At 46.5% G+C, this 23,326-nt stretch carries 19 protein-coding genes; 10 read left to right on the forward strand and 9 right to left on the reverse strand.

Going from position 1 to position 23,326, the window contains the following annotated elements; translation table 11 throughout:
- Positions 1–190: 190 nt before the first annotated feature.
- From QUB11_RS24540 to QUB11_RS24550, 3 genes are all read right to left on the reverse strand, one after another.
- The gene (locus QUB11_RS24540) at positions 191–1,147 is read right to left on the reverse strand and encodes a GDSL-type esterase/lipase family protein (protein ID WP_333203996.1); all 957 of its coding nucleotides are present in this window, start codon (positions 1,145–1,147) and stop codon (positions 191–193) included.
- A 170-nt stretch (positions 1,148–1,317) separates the two neighbouring features.
- Positions 1,318–2,613 (reverse strand): TldD/PmbA family protein, encoded by a 1,296-nt coding sequence (locus QUB11_RS24545; protein ID WP_333203998.1) that lies wholly within the window; start codon positions 2,611–2,613, stop codon positions 1,318–1,320.
- 353 nt (positions 2,614–2,966) lie between these two features.
- Entirely contained in the window at positions 2,967–3,827 is an 861-nt protein-coding gene (locus QUB11_RS24550; RefSeq protein ID WP_333153802.1) for a Tab2/Atab2 family RNA-binding protein, read from the reverse strand.
- A gap of 273 nt (positions 3,828–4,100) precedes the next feature.
- Here QUB11_RS24550 and QUB11_RS24555 point away from each other — a divergent pair, with 273 nt between their 5' ends.
- The 3 genes from QUB11_RS24555 to QUB11_RS24565 all read left to right on the forward strand — a co-directional run bounded on the left by QUB11_RS24555 (position 4,101) and on the right by QUB11_RS24565 (position 7,275).
- Entirely contained in the window at positions 4,101–4,886 is a 786-nt protein-coding gene (locus QUB11_RS24555) for a nucleotidyltransferase domain-containing protein (protein WP_333204000.1), read from the forward strand.
- A gap of 191 nt (positions 4,887–5,077) precedes the next feature.
- Positions 5,078–5,800, forward strand: a complete 723-nt coding sequence (locus QUB11_RS24560) for a pyridoxine 5'-phosphate synthase (RefSeq protein WP_333204002.1) — start codon at positions 5,078–5,080, stop codon at positions 5,798–5,800.
- A 728-nt stretch (positions 5,801–6,528) separates the two neighbouring features.
- Positions 6,529–7,275 (forward strand): hypothetical protein, encoded by a 747-nt coding sequence (locus QUB11_RS24565; protein WP_333204004.1) that lies wholly within the window; start codon positions 6,529–6,531, stop codon positions 7,273–7,275.
- A gap of 88 nt (positions 7,276–7,363) precedes the next feature.
- On the opposite strand, the gene QUB11_RS24570 is transcribed toward QUB11_RS24565, so the two are convergent.
- Together QUB11_RS24570 and QUB11_RS24575 are read right to left on the reverse strand one after the other, a co-directional pair.
- Entirely contained in the window at positions 7,364–8,386 is a 1,023-nt protein-coding gene (locus QUB11_RS24570) for a tetratricopeptide repeat protein (RefSeq protein ID WP_333204006.1), read from the reverse strand.
- A gap of 351 nt (positions 8,387–8,737) precedes the next feature.
- Entirely contained in the window at positions 8,738–9,100 is a 363-nt protein-coding gene (locus QUB11_RS24575; RefSeq protein ID WP_333204008.1) for a hypothetical protein, read from the reverse strand.
- A 477-nt stretch (positions 9,101–9,577) separates the two neighbouring features.
- Here QUB11_RS24575 and deoC point away from each other — a divergent pair, with 477 nt between their 5' ends.
- From deoC to QUB11_RS24610, 7 genes are all read left to right on the forward strand, one after another.
- Positions 9,578–10,258, forward strand: a complete 681-nt coding sequence (gene deoC / locus QUB11_RS24580; RefSeq protein WP_333204011.1) for a deoxyribose-phosphate aldolase — start codon at positions 9,578–9,580, stop codon at positions 10,256–10,258.
- 280 nt (positions 10,259–10,538) lie between these two features.
- Positions 10,539–11,414, forward strand: coding sequence for a DNA repair protein RecO (gene recO / locus QUB11_RS24585; RefSeq protein WP_333204013.1), 876 nt, complete (start codon positions 10,539–10,541; stop codon positions 11,412–11,414).
- Positions 11,415–11,645: 231 nt separating this feature from the next.
- A complete protein-coding gene (locus QUB11_RS24590) occupies positions 11,646–13,217 on the forward strand; it encodes an MFS transporter (RefSeq protein WP_333204015.1) in 1,572 nt (523 codons plus the stop codon).
- 27 nt (positions 13,218–13,244) lie between these two features.
- Positions 13,245–14,471 (forward strand): glycosyltransferase family 4 protein, encoded by a 1,227-nt coding sequence (locus QUB11_RS24595; protein WP_333204017.1) that lies wholly within the window; start codon positions 13,245–13,247, stop codon positions 14,469–14,471.
- Between the two features lie 90 nt (positions 14,472–14,561).
- The gene (locus QUB11_RS24600; protein WP_333204019.1) at positions 14,562–14,990 is read left to right on the forward strand and encodes an NUDIX hydrolase; all 429 of its coding nucleotides are present in this window, start codon (positions 14,562–14,564) and stop codon (positions 14,988–14,990) included.
- A gap of 61 nt (positions 14,991–15,051) precedes the next feature.
- Positions 15,052–15,282: a hypothetical protein gene (locus tag QUB11_RS24605; protein ID WP_333204021.1), complete on the forward strand. Its 231-nt coding sequence runs from the start codon at positions 15,052–15,054 to the stop codon at positions 15,280–15,282.
- Positions 15,283–15,319: 37 nt separating this feature from the next.
- A complete protein-coding gene (locus QUB11_RS24610; RefSeq protein ID WP_333204022.1) occupies positions 15,320–16,231 on the forward strand; it encodes an NAD(P)H-dependent glycerol-3-phosphate dehydrogenase in 912 nt (303 codons plus the stop codon).
- 86 nt (positions 16,232–16,317) lie between these two features.
- On the opposite strand, the gene QUB11_RS24615 is transcribed toward QUB11_RS24610, so the two are convergent.
- The 4 genes from QUB11_RS24615 to QUB11_RS24630 all read right to left on the reverse strand — a co-directional run bounded on the left by QUB11_RS24615 (position 16,318) and on the right by QUB11_RS24630 (position 23,303).
- Complete coding sequence (locus QUB11_RS24615) at positions 16,318–16,623, reverse strand: small RNA NsiR4-regulated ssr1528 family protein (RefSeq protein WP_015178377.1); 306 nt, start codon at positions 16,621–16,623, stop codon at positions 16,318–16,320.
- 221 nt (positions 16,624–16,844) lie between these two features.
- Positions 16,845–20,108, reverse strand: coding sequence for an SNF2-related protein (locus QUB11_RS24620; protein ID WP_333391924.1), 3,264 nt, complete (start codon positions 20,106–20,108; stop codon positions 16,845–16,847).
- Positions 20,109–20,253: 145 nt separating this feature from the next.
- Positions 20,254–20,436: a hypothetical protein gene (locus QUB11_RS24625; protein WP_333391926.1), complete on the reverse strand. Its 183-nt coding sequence runs from the start codon at positions 20,434–20,436 to the stop codon at positions 20,254–20,256.
- Between the two features lie 104 nt (positions 20,437–20,540).
- Positions 20,541–23,303, reverse strand: coding sequence for a DUF1156 domain-containing protein (locus QUB11_RS24630; protein ID WP_333391927.1), 2,763 nt, complete (start codon positions 23,301–23,303; stop codon positions 20,541–20,543).
- Between the last annotated feature and the right edge of the window lie 23 nt (positions 23,304–23,326).

Here is a 23,326-nt window from a genome sequence, read left to right on the forward strand (position 1 = left end):
CGCTTTGTCTCGGATGATTCACTTTTACCCCCTCAATCCGCGTATGTGCCAGTTGGGGGTGCGGAATGTGGGTTTTACCATTTTGCGTTGATCTGCGTTTTTTTACCCTTTCCCACTCTATTCAGAGTGCCGTACCAGTCAAAATTTATCACTTCAAACCGATTGAATTCAAGGATGATTTCCTCCTATTCTACGGTTGATATTCCGCAAAAATTTCAATTTTTCCGACAATGTTTTGATTAAATTGAGCCAATTCTTCTGCCGGAATCCAATATTCTTGATGAATCGAACTGCCGACAGTTTGGACGGGATATTTTTTTAAGAATTCAGCCAAAACTCGAAACCGGGTTACATAGCCGAAATATCCCGATGCTGCATCTCTTGTATTCCAATCTCGTGCAATTTGTATGGCATATGCTTTGTGGAGTACGGGATAAAAAATAGGCTGAAAAGACAGTCGCGGCGGAAATGCCAGAAAATCGCTTTCTTTAATCAGTTCCATTTCTTTTTTGCCGACGGCTCGGAACAGCGTGACTGTCTCTTGATCTGAGATATTGATATTTTTAAACCAAGCTTTCCAACCGTCCCAATTGTGAACTATTTTAGCCAATTCAGCATAACCGGCGGCGCGGGGATGGGAAACGTCATTTTCGGTAAGTTCTTTATGCCAAATTTCCGAGTTTTGCAGCGGGGTGCAAACATCTAAATAAGGCACATTTAACTCGTGGCAAACTTGGGAAAACTGTTCGGATAAGTTGGCAATCCGCCTTGTGCGATCGGCATCAATAACTGGCGGTGGCCCTACCATTAATACTGGAAATATATTTTTGGCTGACGTGAGAATAGAGCGGGCATTTTCAATTGATTTCTCAACTTCTATGCGAATTTTTTCGTTTTCTAGGTAAGTGTCGTTGACGCCAAAGGAAAATACGATTCTGCCGTCACAGTAGTGAGGTAAGCGGCAAGAAACTTCGCTGAACCAGCGAGTTTCTATATCGGCACTGGTTTCTCCCCTTATTCCTAAATTGTAGTAGGTAATATCGTTTCCTTGTCCGCAAGCAGCCGCGCAAATCCGTCCTGTCCAACCGAGACATTTGGGATCGCAAGTACCGTTGACAAAAGAATCGCCGATAAAACAAATACGCATATTATGTGTGGGAATAGGGCATGGGGCATGGGGAATTGGGAATTGTTGGCTGTTGACTGTTGACTGTTGACTGTTGACTGTTGATTGATGACAACTGAGAACTAACAACTGACAACTGCCAACTGACAACTAACAACTGACAACTAACAACTGACAACTAACAACTGACTTTAATTCTTGCCGATGACGGACAATCCCTCTACAATTAGAGACGGTGTTTGGCAAGAACCATTCCACTCGGAGTCTCCTCCCAATTCTACTAATTGTTTGAGGACGCTGTAGACGTTGCCAGCTACCATTGTGTCTTTAATTCTGCCGACTATTTGACCTTTTTTGACTCGGTAGCCGAGATCGACGTTAATTGAAAAATCGCCGGAAATTCCGGCACTGCCACCAAGCATTTGATCGACTACAATTCCGTCGTCTAATTGAGCGATTAAATCTATTAGCGAAAGCGAACCTGGCTTAATCAAAACATTGAACAAACTCGGCGTGGGATAGCTGCCCAAACCCGGGCGAAATCCGTTGCCGGTGGTGCCGCTGCCCAAGGCTCGACCGGTGGTGCGATCGGTATAAAATAGCTGTAACACTCCGCTGTTGATAAAGACGATCGCCCGAGTGGGAGTACCTTCGTCATCAAAAGGACAGCTATAGGGCCCGATATCCGGCTGCTGCGAGAGGGTGACAAGGGGCGATGTCACTTGTTGGCCTAATCGATCGTTCCAAGGCGAAGCGCCTTCGAGTACCTGTTTGCCGTTCAACGCCGCACAGACAGTCCCCCACAGCAAGTCGGCGGCTTTGGCTGTAAATAGCACCGGCACGCGGCCCGTGGCGGGGGCTACATTGTCTTTTGCCCATTCTAAACGCTGCAAAACCCGCTTGGCGCTGGTGTTTAAGTCGAGGGTGCCGCGTTCGGTTTCGCCTTCCCAAATGTTGAGGAAATCTTCGCCCCGCACTAATTCTGCTGACAAGTAACCGCTGAGGGTGGTGTCGGTGTGACTGGAATCCAAGCCTTTGGTGTTCACCAAACGGGTGCTCTCGATTTCGCAGTCGAGTTCGGCGGTGCAGAGGCTTTCTGGATAGGCTTCGCGGACGATCGCGATCGCCTCTTTGCCCCAGTTTACTAGCTGTTCGGCCGGCACCGACACTCCGCGATCGGGATAAACAACTTTCTCACCGGTGCCGAGTTCGATGGTTTCCGGTTCGTTGAGTTGCGAAAGCGCGATCGCCCTGTCCACCAAAATTTGCAGTTCCACGGGCCCGTAGGCCACCGCCAAACCCGGCCGCCCATCCCGCCACAGCCGCAGGGCAATGCCTTCTGCTTGGGCGGTTTCTAGCTGTTTGAGGCGGTTTGCTTCAAAAAAGACCGGCCGTGAGAGCGATTGCGATTCCAATACCTCAGCAGCTTCTGCACCTGCTTTGGTGGCTAGTTCTAGCAGTTGTTCTGCTGATTGGTGATTGGTCATTGTTCTCGGTGGTTGGTAATTAGTCAGTTGGCAGTTGGCAGTTGGCAGTTGTCAGTTGTCAGTTGGCAGTTGGCAGTTGGCAGTTGGCATTAGTCAGTAGTTATTAGTTATAGCCTTGCTCAGTAACATGAGATGCTCGTAGAGCATAGGCCTCGCGGGTCTTGGACTGAAAAGCATACCTCAATTATTTGAGAACCGCTATATGAGTTATTCGTTATTAGTCAATCTAGCTGTTAACTCTAGACTAAATAACGGTAGATTATTAACTGCTACTAACAACTAACAACTGACTACTAACAACTGACTACTAACAACTGACTGATGACTAATGACTAATGACTAATGACTGATGACTAAATAGTTAGTTCGTGCAAGAGCCAAAATCCTGCAAAAGATTCCGATTCGGGATTCGACTGAATTGCTAAGAAATGTACTTTTTTTGCTTGGTTTTTCGCGGCTTCAAATCCTTTCGCTTCTCTCTCAGTTGCTGCGTCTCTGAGATTAGCTAAAATCCAGCGATCGTTAGCTCCCGTATCTAATACCAGCCTAGCGGGTGGGCCGCTCTCAAATTTCAGAAAAGCCAACTCTAAACCCGACATCCAACCTGCCAAAGCGGTTGCTCTCGACGAGTAGATAATTAGTCCCGGAATTTGCGTTTCTGGGGCGAGGCGTGTCATCGGCAGTCCGAAAGCTTCGCCAAATCCGATATCCCACTCGGACATTTCGTCAAAAGCTGCGATCGGCAAACTCACAAACGCCCATTTTTCGCCGATTAAAGCATCCGGCAGCGCAACCGGCGTTTCAGGTACAAATTGAACGCTCGGGTTCACAACCGGTTGATAGCCCGGTTCGGCGGGATAAACGTCTTGCATCCGTTCTTCCAGCCACAGGCTAAGGGCGAGGGTGCGGCGGCTGCAGGCGGCGGGAATATCCAAATCCTCACAGGCTTTAGTAATCATGTTCGCCATTTGGCGGCGGAAAAAGCGGATTTTTTCAGGTCGTTTCGGTGCTGCGGCGATCGCCTCTTTAATTGCACCCGCCAGCCACAGGGAATTCACGGTAGAACTGGAGCAGAATTGCGAGTAGCGAAACAGAGATTCGGCCTTGTCGCCTACATTCAGCGGGCTTTCGCAGATTAACACTTCCCATTTTTTTTTCTCTCGCTCGTCTATGATTGGACGGCTGTAAAAGTCGAGTTCCCAAATAGTAGCCATGCCGCGCTGTTAAAAATTAATCCTTTCTCATGTTACCGGACAGCGGGCAAGTTTCTGATTCTGACAATTTAAGGCTGATTTTCACTTTCAAGGGCGATCGCACTTTCTCAAAGATTGCCACTCTCCCTTGCAGCTTCCCGTGTAATTTTTGGCAGGAGTGCACAACCGGAAGCATTAGCAACTCCTCGGAGAACAGTCGCGGAGCTCTCTCAACACGCGATCGTTTGTTAAACTTGTGCAAGCCAGGGAAAACAAACAGTATAGCTTGATTCCATGAGACAAATCATTCTCGAAAAGATTGTTTCTACTTTACAACCTTTAGATTATGTTCTCGCTTTATGGCAAGGAGGTTCAGCAGCCCACGGATACACCGACGAGTGGTCAGACCTAGATATTGCGGTTGTGGTTGAAGATAACTGCGTGGAAGAAACATTTGAGATTGTTGAACAAGCCCTCGCAGAAATTGGCGAGATAGAACTCAAATATCGAGTTCCCGAACCCGCTTGGCACGGTCAATCGCAGTGCTTCTGGCGGCTGAAAGAAAGCCCGCCGTTCTTGCTGATTGATTTCGCTGTTTTTCGGCGCAGCAGCCCCAACGATTTCCTGGAAATAGAGAGACACGGGAAAGTGCCGATCGCCTTTGACAAAGCTAATCTAATTGTACCGCCTCTTTTGGATCGAAGCAAACATTTATCTACAATGCAGTCGAGATTCAACGACCTTAAAATCCGTTTCGATTTACTGCAACCTCTGGTAAAAAAAGAGATTTATCGCGGACATTTAGTAGATGCGATCGGCAACTATCACAATTGGACGCTTCTACCATTAGTCGAACTGTTGGGCATGATTTACCGTCCCCACAGATACGATTTTGAACTAAAATATTTTAGCCGAGATTTTCCGCGCCCAATAGTCGATCGCGTCGCACCGCTTTTCTGCATTGCAAATCTTGAAGATTTGGCAGTAAAACAGCAAATAGCTGAGGCTTTTTTTGCAGAAACTTTACCGCTTGCACAAGCTAATTTTTCCTCTGACAATGCCCTAACACTACCGCCCTAGGCTCAAAGTTTCGTCCCGAAAGCGATTAATATAGTATTATCAACTTATATCTTGCACCACTGTCAATAATCCTTTTTTGAACAGGCTTTTCGGCCTGTTCCACAGGAAAATCTACTCTTTGTGGAACGGGCATCTTGCCCGTTCTTGAGAAAGATGCAAGATGTGAGTTCAACTTTAAAGATTAACATCCCATGACAAAACTCAGCGTCAACATCAACAGAATCGCCCTCCTCAGAAACTCTCGAAACATCGGCATCCCCAGCGTTACTGAAGCCGCAAAAACAGTAATTGCTGCTGGAGCTCATGGCGTTACAGTCCATCCCCGCCCCGACGAAAGGCATATCAAAGCCGCCGATGTTTACGAATTAGCCAAAATGCTAACCGTTGAGTTCAACATCGAAGGAAATCCATTTCAGCCGCCATTTATGGATATAGTTTGCGACGTAAAACCGGCTCAGTGTACCTTGGTGCCAGACGCTCCTGACGTGCTAACATCCGATAGCGGTTGGAATATTCCCGAAAATCGCGATCGGCTCTTACCAATCATTGAAAAATTAAAAGACAACGGCATCAGAGTCAGCTTGTTTATGGACGCAGATGCTGCTCTCATGCCGCTAGCAAAAGAAGTTGGAGCAGACAGAGTAGAACTGTACACGGAACCCTACGCAACTGCTTTTCGCGAAGGTAGAGTAGACTTTGTTTTTCAACAATATGTCTTAGCAGCTAAAGCCGCTCAATCAGCAGGTTTAGGGGTGAATGCCGGACATGATTTAAATTTGCAAAACTTAGCTAAATTTTGCTCGATTCCTGATATACTAGAAGTATCAATTGGTCATGCTTTAATTGCGGAAGCGCTAGAAATGGGGTTGTCCAACACAGTACAAGCTTACCTAAAAATTCTGGCAGGTTCGTAGTACAAATTAACCTCGTGTGGTAGGGCGGATTTGGTAGTGATAAACTCGTTTTTATCTTAGATAATAACTAAATCCGCCCTACAAACATACAGTATCAAAACTTACGTAGAAAATGGTTTGACACGCTACAAATATGGTAAGGTGGGGTTAGCAGCGCCCTAGATAATTAGGCGATCGTCAATCGATTTTAGATTTTAGATTTTAGATTTTAGATTTTAGAATTGAAGCATTGACTTGCGCGAGATAAATACGTTCGGCAAGTTTCATCGGATACAGGTTTTTTATTTCTCGACGGATGAATCACGTGGCGGGTATCCTGGATGCTTTCGGTAAAGAATGAAGTAACACTAGGGGCCGTAACCCCGTGGGGTGCTAGCCGTGTTCTAGTAGCAACGCTCCTCCCAGAGCCAAGACACCGCGTTTTTTGCGTGTGGGCATTTTTTTGAGCAAGCTCCTCGGAAAAAGCTGGAATTTTCCTCGACCAAATTACTAATATTCTGTGATGATATTATAGGTAGGGAGTATCATTGAAATGCCCCGACAAACTGAGGCTACTACTTAGCTCCCGCACTGCCAATTTGCTACCAGCAGATTTTGTGCAAGTACGGGATATTTACGTGTATCCTATATCCTCCTGTAGCCTCTGTGCGATCGCCCGATTTAATCCGGTGAAAACAGGCAAACACAAGTAACCATATACAATTCCTTACCCCCCTCGGAAGTGCGACATGAAAAAACTAATTTTACTGACTGGAATGCTACTCATGATGACGGCAAAATCAGTATTTGCCAGCCCAGTAGCCCCAAAAATTGCACCGAGCGAGCTGATGGCTGCCTCGGAAATTACAGAAACCCTTAACAAACCCGTTACTTCTGAATCAGTTTCAAACCTCGAACCGATCAAGCGAATGTCAACCTCGGAAATCCGAGAAACAATCAACCAACCCACCACCTATATTTTTGAAGGCATCAAAGGGCGAGAACTCACTCTCTCCCTGTGGGCGGGACAACTGACAGCCGAACTGTACAGTCCCAATGGTGAAAATATGGGGGTTATTGAAAAAGCAGACAATCAGTGGATTGGCCAGTTGCCAGAGTCAGGCATCTATCGCGTGCGAGTTACCCCGAAAGGTGAAACCACCAGCTTCGTACTGGGACGCGACTTTAACGCCAAGTGGACTTATAGGCCCGATCGCGCAATTCCCATAGCATTCAAGGAAAAACAAGCCACAGTCAAACTCAAAATGTCCGGCTACCAAATCCAGCCCATCACGGTTCAAGGCCAGCAGGGACAGACAATTAGGGTGACAGCTAGCACCAAAAATCTAGATCTGGCGATCGAATCTCCGATGGGACAACTCCTGGATCAAGGCGAAGGTCAAACTTTTGCTCAACTACCGGAATCCGGCACTTACCGGGTAATCGTAGTTGCCAAGAGGCCGGTCAAGTCCTCCATCAAAGTTTCTGTGCAATAGCAAAGATTGCACAAATACAGTCGGGCGATCGAATTTGCGCCACAAAAAAAATAGCTCGCCCCATTGGCGAGCTATTTTTTTTGTAAAATCAACCTTGGATCAGCGCTTCAAAACGTTCTTGTTTCCAAATGCAGCTTAAATCAGAGTCAGCTAAAGCTAGCTCTCGGTATAAATTAGGGATAAACTCAACAGCCCGCTGCAAATTGTCAAGGGCCAAATCAGCAAATCCCAATAGCGCATAACAGCAAGCTTTATTGTAAAAAGCATTAGCAAAATCAGGAGTTATTTCTAAGACTGTTTCGTAGCAAGCAATCGCCTCAGAGTAGCAGCCTTTTCGCGCCAATTCCACACCCCGGTTGTACCAAATTAAATAATCTTCAAAGGGACGCTCAGAAGTGGGAGTGAACTTGGCATTTCTCTGATTTAAACCTACTAATTTCTCCAAAGCAACTCTCCGTTCGCCCACAGCATCGGCTCTGCCCGGTTGTAGAGCGATCGATCGGCTAAAACTAGCCACTGCTTGTTTGTAAAGTCCCATTGAGTTGGCAGCTATACCGCGATTGTACCAAGCCTTTGCGTCGTCTGGGTTAAACTCGATCGCCCGGTCAAAACTGTTGAGCGCCTGATAGTAAAGCTTGAGTTCCAACAGGGCATTACCTCGGTTGTACCATGCCCAAGCAGCCTCCGGGTACAAATTTAAACAGCGATCAAAACTCAGAACCGCCTTCTGGTAAAGCCCCATATCGATCAGCGTCAGTCCCCGGTTGTGCCAAATACTCGCCGCGCACGGACTGAACTCCAGAGCCCGGTCAAAACTATTGAGAGCCTCCAAAGGGCGGCCCAACTTTCCTAAAGCAATAGCCCGGTTGTGCCAGCCAAAGCTCGCATTCGGCTCCACCGCCAAGGCCTCATCAAAACTCTTCAGCGCCTCTAAGTGCCGTTCTAATTTCCCCAGAGCCATACCTCGGCCGAACCAAGCCTTATAATGATCTGATTGCAACTTCAAAGCTCTGTTAAAGTTCGCCAGAGCACCATGATCATCGTTAGCTTCGAGGTGGCGCGAGCCCAGATGGTAATACCAAGCCGCTTCCAAGTTTTGAATTAAGTTCATAATATTTTGTATCTATCTTAGGTATGATTCTACATGAAACCATACCTGGAGTAAAACTGTAATTCCACTAAAAATCTGAAAAATTTGATACAGGGCGATCGCCGGTACAAACTGCTACTAACAACCTCAACAATTAGCCGTTGATACTAACTATTTTTCTCTCGTAAAATGGTCTTTTAGCTAACCGCACTCATCGTTTTTTAGAGCTGCTGCGAATCTTAACTCTGCGTGAATCACGCAACTCTTACCCCATCCCGAATTAGGTTTGCAGTTACACAAAGAGTCCTAGGGCGCCCCAAGTCTAACTGCAACTCTCATAGTGCTAATAGATCCAACTTGTGCTTGCCCAACTCAAGCAACCACAACCGCTGTTTTAGCATTCTCACTCAACATCAACTGGCCTCTTCCATCAATACTAAAATCTTTCCCCAGCACAAAACCCTTGCCCATCAACCGCTGGCAAACAACCAGGGCAGTAATCCGGCGAATTTCTTCCATCACGTCAGCAGGAATCAAATAACTCAAACTCCAGATCACGGACTCGCAGTCATACCAAATCAAACGCTCAATACTGACAATCATCAAAGCAGCTACACTGTCAACAGACAGCCGCCCTCTGAGATCGGCAATCAAATCCTTACCAATTAAGCTATTGCGAGTCATCATCGCTCTAGCCATCTTCCCAATTTCTTGTTCGAGTTCTAAATGATTCATGCTTGGCACTGGCTTTTATGTTTTTAAAGCACTACTAAAAGTAAAAACAGTAGCCGCTACCAGGCTCTGCCATAGCGTAGCTGACGCAGGCTCTACCGTAAGTCCTTTTAACAAAGTATACCTAAAGAAAGATCAAAAATGTATCTAAAGGCAGATACAAAATTATATTTTTTAAAAAAATTTGGTTTCCCAATCGCCACAAGAGTTTTTACAAGCAGCGAATTGAGTATTTGTGATGGATATCGGCCGGAGTAAAGTCGATCGATTTTAGATGTTAGATTTTAGATTTTAGATTGGGGAGCATCTCATATTTGTAAAAACACTTATTCTGGCTCCTTCCTTCTTCCTCTTTCCTCCTGACTCCTGACTCCTGGCTCCTGGCTCCAATTTTGGGCTGGGCTGCAAAAGTCAATCGATTCGAGAATTGGTAAATTCGCTACATAATAAGGAAGTAGTTACTTCGGAGAAAAAACAGCAATGGCTGCAAACCAGGCAGACATCGATATTGCCCCCTTGATCGACTACGGCCTGATCGACCCCACCGCCACGCCAGAGCAAGTAGAATTCTGTTGCCAACAAGCAGAGAGATTTGGGTTTGTCACAGTTTGCGTGTATCCCGCCTACGTCAGACAAGCAGTTGATCTGCTGCACGGCAAACGTCCCAAAGTCTGTACAGTTATAGGTTTTCCCACCGGTGCTTCGACTTCAACGGTGAAAATTTACGAAGCTCTAGAAGCAGCAGATAATGGAGCTGTAGAGTTAGATGTCTCCGTTAACTTAGGATTGTTGAAAGCTGGAAGAATCGACGAATTCCACCGAGAATTAGCCCAAATTTGCGAAGAAACTAATCTCACCATCAAAGCAATTATCGAAAGTTCTCTGCTTTCGGATGCCGAAAAACAATTAGCTGCTGAGATTTGTATGGAAGCTGGTGTGGCTTACATCAAAACCAACACAGGCTTTTTTGGCCCGGCGAAAGTTGACGATGTGCGACTGCTGAAGGAAGTTACGAAGGGACGGATTGGGATTAAAGCGGCCGGCGGAATTCGTACTCATGAACAAGCTCTAGATTTGGTAGTAGCTGGGGCAACTCGTTTGGGGACTTCTCGTGGCCCGGAATTACTCCGCCAGCGCGATAATTTAGATAAAAGTCATTAGTCAGTAGTCAGTAGTCATTAGTCATTAGTCAGTAGTTAGTAGTCATTAGCAATGGCTAATTGGTAATAGCTAATTGGGAATTGGTGCGCCCTTACGCACCCTACAACTAAAAGTTCTGCGTCCTGGACTGTTTTTGCTACTGTCTAATAACAATACTTCGGACAGTTTTTGATTGCCAACTGTAGAATGACTGTTCCAGGTCGATCGACCAACGAGGACAATGAAACTGTCCGAAGTATTGTAGTAAATCTAAAATCTAAAATCTAAAATCTAAAATCGAGTGACTCGAACTTACAAAGCAACTGGAATCAATCTCAAGAGTGCGCCGATGGGGGAATCCGATCGAGTGCTGACAATTTTGACGCGGGAATTCGGCTTAATTCGAGCCGTAGCACCGGGTGTTCGCAAACAACGATCGACCATCGGCGGTAGAAGCGAATTATTTGTTGTCAACGAATTGCTAATTGCCAAAGGCCGATCGCTCGACAAAATTACCCAAGCCGACACGGTACAATCCCATCCGGGTTTGAGCCGCAACCTAGGGAAACTCGCAGCCGCGCAATATCTGGCCGAATTGGCGATCGCCAGTGCCCTTTCCGATGAGCCCCAAGAAGAACTCTTTTGGTTGCTGGGCGAACATTTGAGCCGTTTGGAGCGTTTGTCCGATCGCACAGAAATCCAATCTGCCGCCGTGCTGATTGCTCACCTCACCCACGGCATTTTTCACTTGCTAGCCTTAGCCGGCCTCGCGCCCCAAGTCCAAGTCTGCTGCGCCACCAGACAGCCGCTTATCCCAAATTTCACCGATCCGAACTGGCAAACCGGGTTTAGTATACCCTCTGGGGGAACCTTCAGCTTGTCCGAGCTAGCTAAGCTAGAGGCAGAACTCTCTTCAGAAATCGGTAGCTTGTACAAATCCGCTTCCCGTTCCCGGCAAACGAATGGCAGCAAACACTTGACAAATTTCGAGATAAATGCTAAGGAATTAGCAGCGTTGCAACAGTTGGCTAGTCCAGAACTAGGAGAGGGGATTGCCGATCGAACAACTTGGGTATCTGTCGAAAATATTTTGCGACAATATGCCCAGTATCATTTAGGTTGCACGATTCGATCGGGAAGCTCGATCGACACCTACCTAGAGAGTTTTGAGTTTTAAATTTTGAGTGTGGATTTAAATAGGTGAAGGGGCGATCGTACATCGCACCCCCAGCCTGCCGGATACCCGAACCTGCCGGCCTTTTCAGGTAAATTCTCAAGGTAGTTGCGACATCAGATAATAGATAGAGATAAAGTTACGAGATTATTAATAAACTTAGGGGTTAACACCTCAAATTCAAATTCCCATCCCCCCAACCTCAACCACCCCAGGCCATCCACCCCAAATTCTATGATGCGACTGTCTGATTCTGATTTGACAATATCTGTTTTAGCCGTAACCCACCACAAGATGGAAGAACGAGAAAATTTTCCAGAGTTTGACTCTTATCCCGTCTCCGCCGATCGACAATGGAGCAACGTCCCAGACCCAGAAATGGATAAATACCCCACAACTCCAGCACCAGACTGGAACAACGGCAATAGCCCACAGCCCGAAGCAATCCCCCCGGTTCCCACACCAGAGCCAGCAGCAGAACTCCCCGAAGCAGTAGCCGAAATTCCCGAAAAACAAACGGGATTTCTGCCAGTGCTCAAAAACCCAAATTTTCTAGCATTGTGGAGTGGGCAAGTTTTCTCCCAACTAGCAGATAAAGTTTATCTCGTACTGACGATCGCCCTCGTGGCCAGCCGCTTTCAAGCGCCAGATCAAACCATCAGCAGGTGGGTATCGGCAATCATGATCGCCTTTACCATTCCCGCAGTGCTGTTCGGGGCCGCCGCAGGCGTGTATGTCGATAGGTGGTCGAAAAAAGCAGTGCTCGTCGCCACAAACCTGCTGCGGGGAGCCTTCGTTTTAACCTTGCCAGTGCTGCTGTGGCTCTCTGACGGGTGGGAACTCGGTCAACTGCCACTCGGATTCTGCTTGCTGCTGTTAGTGACATTCCTCGTTTCGACTTTAACTCAATTTTTCGCGCCAGCAGAACAGTCAGTGATTCCCCTAATTGTGGAACGCCGCCACCTGCTATCAGCCAACTCCCTCTACACCACAACCATGATGGGGTCGGTGATTATTGGCTTCGCAGTGGGAGAACCCTTACTAGCTTTAGCCGACACCCTATTTTCCAACCTCGGCGGCGGACTCGGCATCGGCAAAGAATTAGTAGTAGGGGGAAGTTACGCCTTCGCCGGAGTGCTGTTGCTGTCGATGCAAACAGGCGAAAAAAACGAAGTCGAACACGAACCGCCGCACCCCTTAGCAGATTTGCGAGATGGCCTGCGTTACATCAACGATCAACCGAAAGTCCGCAATGCTTTAATTCAACTAATTATTCTATTTTCCATTTTTGCAGCCTTAGCAGTTCTAGCAGTGCGGCTGGCAGAAATCCTCCCCGGTATGAAAGCATCACAATTTGGCTTTTTGCTGGCGGCGGTAGGCGTTGGCATGGCTGCTGGGGCGACGACAGTTGGCTATCTCGGCCATAAATTTTCTCACTCCCAACTGAGTTTAATCGGCTCGATTGGCATGGCACTTGCTCTGATGGGCCTTTCTGCATTTACACAGCATTTGTGGCTATCGGTGCTGTTCATTACCCTGTTGGGTTTATTTGCCTCATTGGTGGGAGTGCCGATGCAGACTACAATTCAAGCAGAAACTCCAGAAGAAATGCGCGGAAAAGTCTTCGGGCTGCAAAACAATGCCACTAATATCGCTTTGAGTTTACCGTTGGCTTTGGCCGGGGTAGCAGAAACTTTTCTGGGTTTGCCGACAGTATTTTTGGGTTTAGCAGGATTAGCGATGGCTGGGGGTGTCTTAACCTGGTATATTTTCCGTAGCAGTAATAGCAAAGTCGATCGAATCTAAATAAATAACAAACTCTGATTTACTGGAATGCACATCGCTTGGCTAGGAAAAAAATCACCTTTTTGCGGTAACGTCACTTACTCCAGGGAAGTCACCAACGCACTATTAGACCGGGGATACCAGGTTAGTTTCCTGCACTTTGCCCAAGAAGCGGGCCCACTGGACAGGAACAATACGGGGTGGAGTATGGCAAATGGTTCATGGGGCAAGGGAATTGCTCAAACCTCATATACCACTTCGCTCTCGTCCGCCAGTTGCAACGAAGTCTCTTTACCCTGTCACTACAAATCGCAAATTTATACGATTCCCACTCTCAAGTCCCGCACAGTGCTGATGAAATCTCTGCGGCGGCTCAAACCCGATGTTGTTCACGCTTCCCTGACGCTTTCGCCCCTAGACTTTTTGCTGCCGGAAATTTGTCAAGAATTGAATTTGCCTCTGGTGGCGACTTTTCACCCGCCGTTCGATCGCAAATTGCGGAATTTGACATCGGGAACCCAACACCTGATGTATCAACTGTACGCTCCATTTTTGGCGAACTACGACTCGACGATCGTTTTTTCTCAGATTCAGCGGGATATATTGGTGAAGTTGGGAGTGCCACAGGAACGGGTAGCCGTGATTCCCAACGGCGTGGATGCCATTAAATATTCTCCAGGGCCTTCGGGGTTGAAGTCGGAATTAAAAGCCGATCGAATTTTTGTTTACCAAGGCCGCATTGCCCAGGAGAAAAATGTCGAGGCTTTGCTCAAGGCCTGGAAACACTGTAATTTTGGCCCTGGGAACGTATTGGCGATCGTAGGCGACGGGCCCCTAGCCGCCTCGCTGCAACTGTTTTACGGCGAAGATGATGGCATTGTGTGGCTCGGATTTGTTGCTGAGGAGGAACGCCGGATCGAAATCCTCCGGGGTGCTGACGTATTTATTTTGCCTTCTTTGGTGGAGGGACTGTCGCTGTCCTTGCTGGAAGCGATGGCCTGCGGTTTAGCTTGTTTGGCAACCGATGCCGGTGCTGACGGCGAGGCCTTGGAGGAAGGCGCGGGGATAGTTTTGAACACTCAGAGGGTACGAAGTCAGTTGCAAACCTTGCTGCCGCTGTTTTGTGATCATCCTGAGTTGGGAATGCTGCTTGGTCAAAAAGCACGCCAACGGGCGATCGATCGTTACACTCTCAGTCAGAATATTACTGAGTTGGAAAAGCTGTACTCTGAGGTTTTGCAAAAGCAGCGGGTGCCACTTCGCGGTTTAGCATAATTCAGCAGGAAGAAGGAACTCCGAACCAGTTGAAATTAATCCGTGTATCCGTGTCAAAATCCGTGTTGTGCCTTCCTTCTTCCTTCACAAATGACATACAAAAATCCCGCTCCTACAGTTGATATTATCATCGAGTTAGCCGATCGCCCCCATCGGCCGATCATACTCATCGAACGCCGCAATATTCCCTACGGCTGGGCACTTCCCGGCGGTTTTGTCGATTACGGGGAAGCGGTAGAAACGGCGGCAAAACGCGAAGCTTTAGAAGAAACGAGTTTGAATGTAGAATTAATTGAGCAATTTTACGTTTATTCCGACCCAAATCGCGACGCCCGCGAACACACTATCAGTATTGTATTCTTGGCTTCTGCAACGGGCGAACCTCAAGCCGCTGACGATGCTAAAAATTTACAGATTTTTGAATCTTGGCAGATTCCTCGTGAATTGTGTTTCGATCACGATCGCATTTTGCGCGATTATTGGCGTTACCGTCATTATGGATTGCGGCCGCGTTTGTAGGAGGGGAGTTTTTGTTTCTTTGTTCATTTCACATCTTGCACTAATGTCAGGAACAGGCAAGATGCCTGTTCCACAAAAAAAACTCAATGTTATTGTAATAATGTCAGCAACAGGCAAGATGCCTGTTCCACAAAAAAAACTCAATGTTATTGTAATAATATCAGGAACAGGCAAGATGCCTGTTCCACAAAAAAAACTCAATGTTATTGTGGAACGTCAGGAACAGGCAAGATGCCTGTTCCACAAAAAAAAATTAATGTTATTGTGGAACGGGCTTCTAGCCCGTTCTTGAGAATGGTGTAAAATCTGAGTTCATTAAACTAAATTCTATGGCAAGCTTGACAATATTAGGCGGAGGTGCTTGGGGTTCGGCATTGGCCAATCTGGGAGGCAAAAAAGGCGATCGAGTTAATTTGTGGTCGCGCAGCAGTTCTGTTAATCTAGAATCAGTTATCACAGGTGCGGATGTTGTTGTTTCGGCAGTTTCCATGAAAGGAGTTGGAGCAACAGTCGATCGACTGCTTGCGTTAGAGTTAAGTCCCAGTACAATTATAGTTACCGTCACCAAAGGTTTAGACCCCGCGAGCACGCGGACTCCATCTCAAATTTGGCAAAATGCCTTTCCTAACAATTCAATTGTGGTACTTTCCGGCCCTAATCTTTCCGAAGAAATTCAGCAGGGCTTGCCGGCTGCAACGGTAGCGGCGAGTTTGGATTTAGCGGCGGCCAAGCAAGTGCAAAATGTTTACAGTTCCGATATTTTTCGGGTTTATGTGAATGAAGACCCGCTGGGGACTGAGTTAGGGGGAACTTTGAAGAATGTATTTGCGATCGCCGCTGGTGTTTGCGACGGTTTACAATTAGGAACTAATGCTAAATCTGCTTTGCTGACTCGCGCTTTACCGGAAATGATTCGGGTGGGTTCTCGTTTGGGAGCTCGCGCCGAAACTTTTTACGGTTTGTCTGGTTTGGGAGATTTGCTCGCTACCTGCAACAGTCCTTTATCGCGCAATTATCGGGTTGGTTTCGGATTGGCTAAAGGCAAATCATTAGAGCAAATTTTGCACGAATTGCAGAGCACTGCTGAGGGAGTCAATACTACTAATGTGTTGATTGATTTGGCTAATCAACGCGGCATTGAAGTGCCTGTTTCTCGTCAAGTTTACCGCTTGTTGAATGGGGAAATTACTCCCGAACAAGCTGTTTTATCGCTGATGGAACGCACTTTGAAACCGGAGTGAGTAAGTTTTTTAGCATGAAAATTTAAGCTTTTGGGCGGGCAAGATGCCCACCCCACAAGAGTTGGGAAAAATAGGATAAATACTATCTATTTACCGCCGTAATAAAAAGCGATTTCTTTCTCTTTCAGCGGTGCAAAGTTGGCCGCCACCAGCATTTTATCCAGTTCCTCTTGTCCGATGTGTTTGACACCGATTCGGACAATGCGCGATCGCATTGTATTTGACACGCCACTGCGCTGTCTGCCGGCTTCTAATCCCATCACTTGCTTGTAGAGGTCTAATTTTGCTTGCGGAATCGGAGTACCGTCAAAGTCGATTCCAGAGGCGATCGCCACATCGATCGCATCTGCACCAGTTGTAGATTGAGCCGCTGAGTTTGTTTCTGAAGACATTGTGCAAATTAAATAAAAAGGACGATCGTCATTAAAAGTAGTTTAGAGCTAAAAGTACCAAAAGTGAAATAAACTAAACATATTCGATTCAGGACTATTTGACTGAGATATTACACCAATGTCAGCAACAGGCAAGATGCCTGTTCCACAAGAAAATTAATTCTTTGTGGAACAGGCATCTTGCCTGTTCAGAAAAGGCTTATTGAAATTGGTGCAAGATATCAGTTTAACACAAGGGCGATCGCACTTAGCATTTCTTCAAACAACGGATTGCCAAAACTCATCAATTGCACGGAAGCATTTTCGTCAAAGATATCCGGGTAAAATGTGATATAATAATCGCGACTTTTATAGTTGAGATGCCAAGTGCGATTTTCCGAGCGATCGAAGATAGCGCCCATCTGCTTTAAAATCAAAGAATTGACAAACAAATTTTCGATTGTTTCAGGAAACAGAGAAGTCGGCTGCAGAGGTTGACGGATTTCTTGCAAGTCTGATTCTACATCCATCGCTACCATTTCATCGAGGGCCGGGCCGCGAGGCGGCGCGTCTAAAATGCGATCGAACTCTCCCAACAAAACGCCCTCTTCTTCGGGATCTGCACTCATCACAGCCTGTTCGATGAAAGTGGGAACTGTTGCCAGAATAGGTTGCAAATTGCCGACTACGGTTTGAAAAGCATCGATGCGATCGCGCAATTTCTTGTAAACCTTCGCCTCTACCGTTCCGTCATAGTAAAAATTGTGTATTCTTACAGTATCATAAATCTGGCCGATGCGATCGAGCCTGCCGATGCGTTGTTCGACTCGCATGGGATTCCAAGGCATATCGTAGTTGATTAAAACACCGCAAGTTTGCAAATTTAGTCCTTCCGATGCGGATTCAGTACAAAGTAAAATTTTGATGATTCCTTGTCGGAATTGGGTTTTGATTTGTTCTTTCGGAAAAGTTCGCCATTCTCCATTTTGATACAATTCTCCGCCGCGCCCGGAATAGCAAGCAATCTGAGCACCATATAATTGTTGTAAAGCAGTTCTGAGATAGTCCATTGTGTCGGTGTACTGCGTGAAGACGATCGCACTTTCGCGCTGGATTAGTTCTTGACGCAAAATTGTGATAAAATGCGAAAGCTTGCTATCTTCGCCTGTATTCTCAAATTGATAAAGCAAATCTTCTAAATATTTAATTTCTTCAGGATCGGCTGGTTCAAAATAAGATTCCATTCCTTCCAAAATCACATCATCCGCATCATCTAAATCCTGAAAATCATCCTCAGTAATGCTAATTCCTTCGAGGCGGCGCTGTAAGGATTCGCGGATGGCATAAAACGAACTTGTCAGGCGTTTGCGGTAAAGAGTCATCAAAAATCCTAACGCTTTGCGGTTGTCTTTTTGCGCTAGATTGTAAAAGTGCCGCACGTAATTGCTGACGGCGAGATAAAGCGGCACTTCGCGGTGGTTTTCTAAAGTAATGGCATTATCTCTGACGGCGCGGTGGGGAATATCGCGATCCAGCAATCCCCGCTGATAGTATTGGCGCAAGGTGTCGCGGGTGTGGCGGAACATCAAATCTTTGAGGGGAGTATTCACTGTCAAATATTGGCGGGAAGCGGCGATAAAATCCGTGTCTTCCACAACTTGTTTCGGGTTGACTCGCTGGTTTTTTTCCCAGACATCGCGTAACTTATAATATAGTAGCCGATCGCCCTTTTGTAAATATTCCTGCAACCGAGCACAGGGCGAACCTCCTTGGTGGAAGTAATCCACAGACATCTGCTGCCAAAAATTCAAGGTTTGGCGATCGGGCTTTTCCGACAATGTGCTAAAATAATTGCAGAAATTCTCACCATAAGACCAATGTCCCCGCAGTCCGAGAAGGTGCAATAAATCGAAAACTTCGATCGCGTCAATCTGCATCGGCGTGGCGGATAATAATAACAGCGATCGGCTTTTTTCTCGCAACTGCTGCATTAACTGTAGCAACCGATTCGGAGTTTCCTTGCGGTTTTGCGGGCTTTGGCGGCGGGCGTGATGCGCTTCATCCAGAATCACCAAATCCCACGGTTTGGCGTCTAGGAGTTCTTTGGTACGATCGCTCCGACGGACTAAATGAGATGATGCTAAAATGAGATTTTGGGAATTCCAAATATTCTCTTCCCCTGATTGACTTTTCTCCCCCTGCGGATTTTTTAATTCACCTTTGCTATAACTCCAAAAATGCAGATTAAATTTTTCGCGTAATTCTTCGTGCCATTGGGGCTGAATACTAGCTGGTGCTAAAATTAACACGCGCTTAACTTTTTGGCTGACGAGTAAGTAACGCAGAATCAACCCAGTTTCAATGGTTTTTCCCAATCCAACTTCATCCGCAATTAAGAAACTTTTCGGAAAATTAGCCGCCACTCTACGCAATATTTTAATCTGATGCGGCCAAGGTGCGATCGGAATTGATTTCAAACAATAATCGAGACAAGTTGGCGAAGCATACAAATTGAGAAGCGGTTCAAATTTAGCATAATCTAGGAATAGTTCAGAATCCCCAACACCTCCTCCTAAATCCCGACTCCTAACATCCGTTACATCCGTTACATCCGTTACATCCGCTACAAAATCCGTTGCCGAACCTTCCTCATCCGCTACATCCGTTACATCCGTTACATCCGTTACAAAATCCGTTGCCGAACCTCCCTCATCCGTTACATCCGCTACATCCGTTACATCCGTTACATCCGCTACAAAATCCGTTGCCGAACCTTCCTCCCGACTCCACACAGGTTTACTGCTAGGCGCGTATTGTAGCAGCTTATTTTTCACCGCTTCCGGCACTTCAAAAACGCGCACATTCGGCGATAAATTGTTCCACAACTGTTCAAACCGAAAAATCTCTTCAGAAACTCGTTCAGCATCTCTGCCGCCTTCCCAAGCACAATAAACGTGGAAAGATTCAACATTGCTTTCCCAACCGCTGAGAGATTCGTTATTGGAACCGCTAAAGGCTAATTGTGCGCCGTTACAGTCGGTGAAAATGCCGACTTTTTCGTGAAAAATATGCTGCCGATCGAGTAAACTTTCAGTATCTATTGGTAAGCCGTTAGATTTGAGGGGAACGGCGATTTTAATATCGAGATAACTGTTTTGAATCAGCCAACTGAGGATTTCAAAATGTTTGAGTTGGGCGAAGGTTTTGGGCGGCTGTAAATCGGTATCGAGGCGCATGGTAACTGCATCTCGGAGGGCGTAACCTTGTTGGATAGCTTGCAAGTCTTGCGGGCTGAATTGACAGCCCATGATTAACCGCATCCGCCCTTGATTGTGCAGCATCGCGCCCAATCCCTGCGCTACTTTACTGAGGATGGCGCTGTTGAAAAAGCCGGATTTGCGATCGTACTGTAGAGCACATTCTAGCGCGGGAATGTAGAAATCGGCGATCGGGTTATTTTCGTTGCTAGAATAACTAATCCGCCAGGGATAATCTGTTAAATTCATGTTATTAGTGATTAGTTATTGGTTATTTGTTATTTGTTATTTGTTAATCGATTTATAATTATTCGTAGGTTGGGTTGAGCGAAGTGATACCCAACTCTTGCGCCCCCCGTGTTGGGTTTCGTTCCTCAACCCAACCTACAACTGCTTATTCTGGTATTTGTTGCGGTGGAATCTCATCAGCCGAAAGTGTCACGACTTTCCCATCTTGCCAAATACTAATTGATTGTCCGAGTCTGCGGTGTTTCTCGATCGCCTGTGCGATCGCCTTTTTAACACCAGCATCGATTTTTTGATGCAGCGGTGAGAGGGCGGGTTGTTCAGGATTCATCGATACCTCCAGTAATTTGGTTCCAGATTTCCGATATATAATTTCATCTCCCAGTCGGCGAAGGCCGACTTCGTTTGTGTAGACGCGGTTTCAACCGCCGAGTTTCAACCACCTACATTCAAATCTAAACTCAACTGTCCCTCAAACTGAATTTCCATCTGTTGATAAACAACCTTCGCCTTAATCTCATCCATCGCCAACCACAAATCTAACAAAGCCTTCTCCTCCGGGATGCGTTTCTTCTCATCCCCAATACGCGGAATCACTTTCAGCGCCACTTCTATCGCCCGCATGAAATTATCGTTATCAGTCAAAGCCGTTTTTTTCATAAACTCGCGCACAATTTGAATATCTCCGTCCTCCTGATACAAACCGATAATCGCGTGCAATCCATCGACTAAATAGGTAATCGAAAAATCTTGCGGATTGGCCGAAAAAGCTCCTTTTTTCAGCCGCTGTTTCGGTGTCAAAAATTTGCAAGTGCCGCTAGTCGAGTCAATTAATTTGTAGACTTTTGCTAAATCAACGACGTTGAAACCGCCGACGGCGAGGGCGAGTTGTCGCGCTTCATCGAAGGGGAACTCGACAGCGCCAAAGGCATCCCACGCCAGGAAATACCACTGCGTCAGCGCGTCAAATCCGGCTGTATCGGTTTGTGCAAGTTTGCGGAAGCGATAGTTTGCAATGGCTTTTCTGGCTTCAGCAAAAGCAACTTCCGGGCGCACTTCTTCGCCGCTGCTGTCGAGGATGGGATAGGAACGGCTGAACACATTTAAAGCGGGGCCAAAGGCGCTTAAATAAAGGTCGATTCCTTTGATGTCGTTGGCTTCAAATTCTGGGGCGCGTTGTTCGACGAGATTGGCGACTTCCGGGCGCAAATCATCCCACCAAGCTTGGGCGGCGTTAGGGTCGCGTTTGCGACAGACGAGGAGCACTGTACTAGAAACCGAGTTTTTCTGCGCTTGGTGCAAGTTTTGCGGGTTTTCGGTACTGACGGCCCAAGATGCGGTAATCTCGAAACCGGCATCGATGAGGGATTTTGTGAGCACGTCCCACGCCCCGGATTCTTTATGGTTGAATTGGACTGTCATCACGCCGTCTTCGCGCAAAACTCGGTAATATTCGCTAAAAGCTAGCGCCATTTTTGCTTCGTAATCTTGTTTGGCGAGTTCCTCGGGGGATGTGCCCATGTTGCGGAAGCGTCCGGGATTTGAAATTGCTTCTCTGTCTTTGTCGGTGAGTTCGTTAATAAATAAATTGGGGAAAATATCGAGTAAATTTGCTCTCTGCCAGACGTAGAAAAAATCTGTTAGTTCTGCATATCGAACCGAATCATAATAAGGGGGGTCAGTGATAATGGCATCGACGGATTTGTCGGGAATGTGGTAGAGGCTATCGGCCGATGCGGCATCGATTTGGATGGTTTTGGGGTCGTATTTTTCGATACCGGAGAGGCCAGTTGAATGCGGTTTTGTGCCAAAATATTTGCAAAGTGTATCATAATCTGAAGCAACAGCACTATTACATCTTTGCCATAATTCAATGACAGCAGTTTCAGGATAATTCCACATTAGATTAAGAGAGTGTTGAGCAGACGCACCTTGAGCAGAAATTCTGGAAGATTGCCAGTGAGCTAATCTACAATTGGCATCAACACATCTATCTAATACTAAAGCTAGATAAGTTGCGACCGCCTCTACCTTCTCCAATTCATACTCAGCCTGTAGCAGCGCCTTAGCTTCGTTCATAATTTCCACATAAGTGACAAGCGTGAGCAACTGACGCGAATTAAACATCTCTTGCCAATGATAAATTCCATAAAGGTACATATCTGGCCCTCTATGAGTATTAGAGGGAATCTCTTGCAGAGGAATTAATCCTAATGATTCCCACTCTATTCTTTTTTTATGTAAAAATTTATCTGCTTTTTCACAGCCTGCTATATCGATCGCTGTCGGCACTCTAAATTCTAAAAAACTGCTGCCTTGACGGTAAGCAACTGCATATAACTGATGTCCTAATCCAGAAGATTGTGCAATTGCTTTAATCGCTTCATCCTCAATTACAGTATCGCAATTCGGGCATTTACCCACACTTCGGCTCATCGTGTTATAAACACTCGGATCGTACTCACCCGCATCCGTTTTAATCGTCGTTTCCTTGCCTTTCTTCCCCTTGACCAACTCAAAATCAACCCGCTTCTGTTCCAAGTTAGGAATCGGTTTCACCGCACACCATTTATGTAAATTCTGCTTTTCGGGCCGCTTATATAACCACCAATTCGGACTCAGCGGCACAACCGACTGACAACTCGGACAAACCACCGTATGCGCCCACAAATAATTCTGCACAGTTTCGCCCGGTAAAGATGGGAAAAATTCAGCTAATCTTTTCTCGGCTTCATCCCCCACCCATTTCACCCATTTATCAATATCCTCCTGCAAATCCGGGCCAAATTTCAGCGGATATTCCATCGCCGCCTTCATCGTCACCACCGCCACGGGATTGAGATCCGACGCCAACACATTCAACCCGTACCGCGCCGCCTCAAACGGAATGCTTCCCCCACCCGCAAACGCATCTAAAATCGTCGGCGTGCGATTCCCCCACACTTTCTCGCAATAGTCATGAACCTTTTTAATTCGCACCGAAGAAGGGGGAGTTTTGTAGAGTTTAATTTCCTTCCCCGGTTCCAATCCCAGCAAATATTCAAACTCTTCTAAAGAGATATCTGCGGGTAAAATCGACCCCAACACCGATGCGCGAGAAAACGATAAAGGTTTGCGCGAATACCAGCGATGCAATCCTTTAAATGGATTGCCGCCGTGTTCGTAATAAACCTGCTCGTTGAGCAGATTTACGGGCATGATTTTCTCGATAAAAAGGTGAG

This window comes from Microcoleus sp. B6-A1 (genome assembly GCF_036705085.1).
In the GTDB taxonomy this organism is placed as follows: Bacteria; Cyanobacteriota; Cyanobacteriia; order Cyanobacteriales; family Microcoleaceae; genus Microcoleus.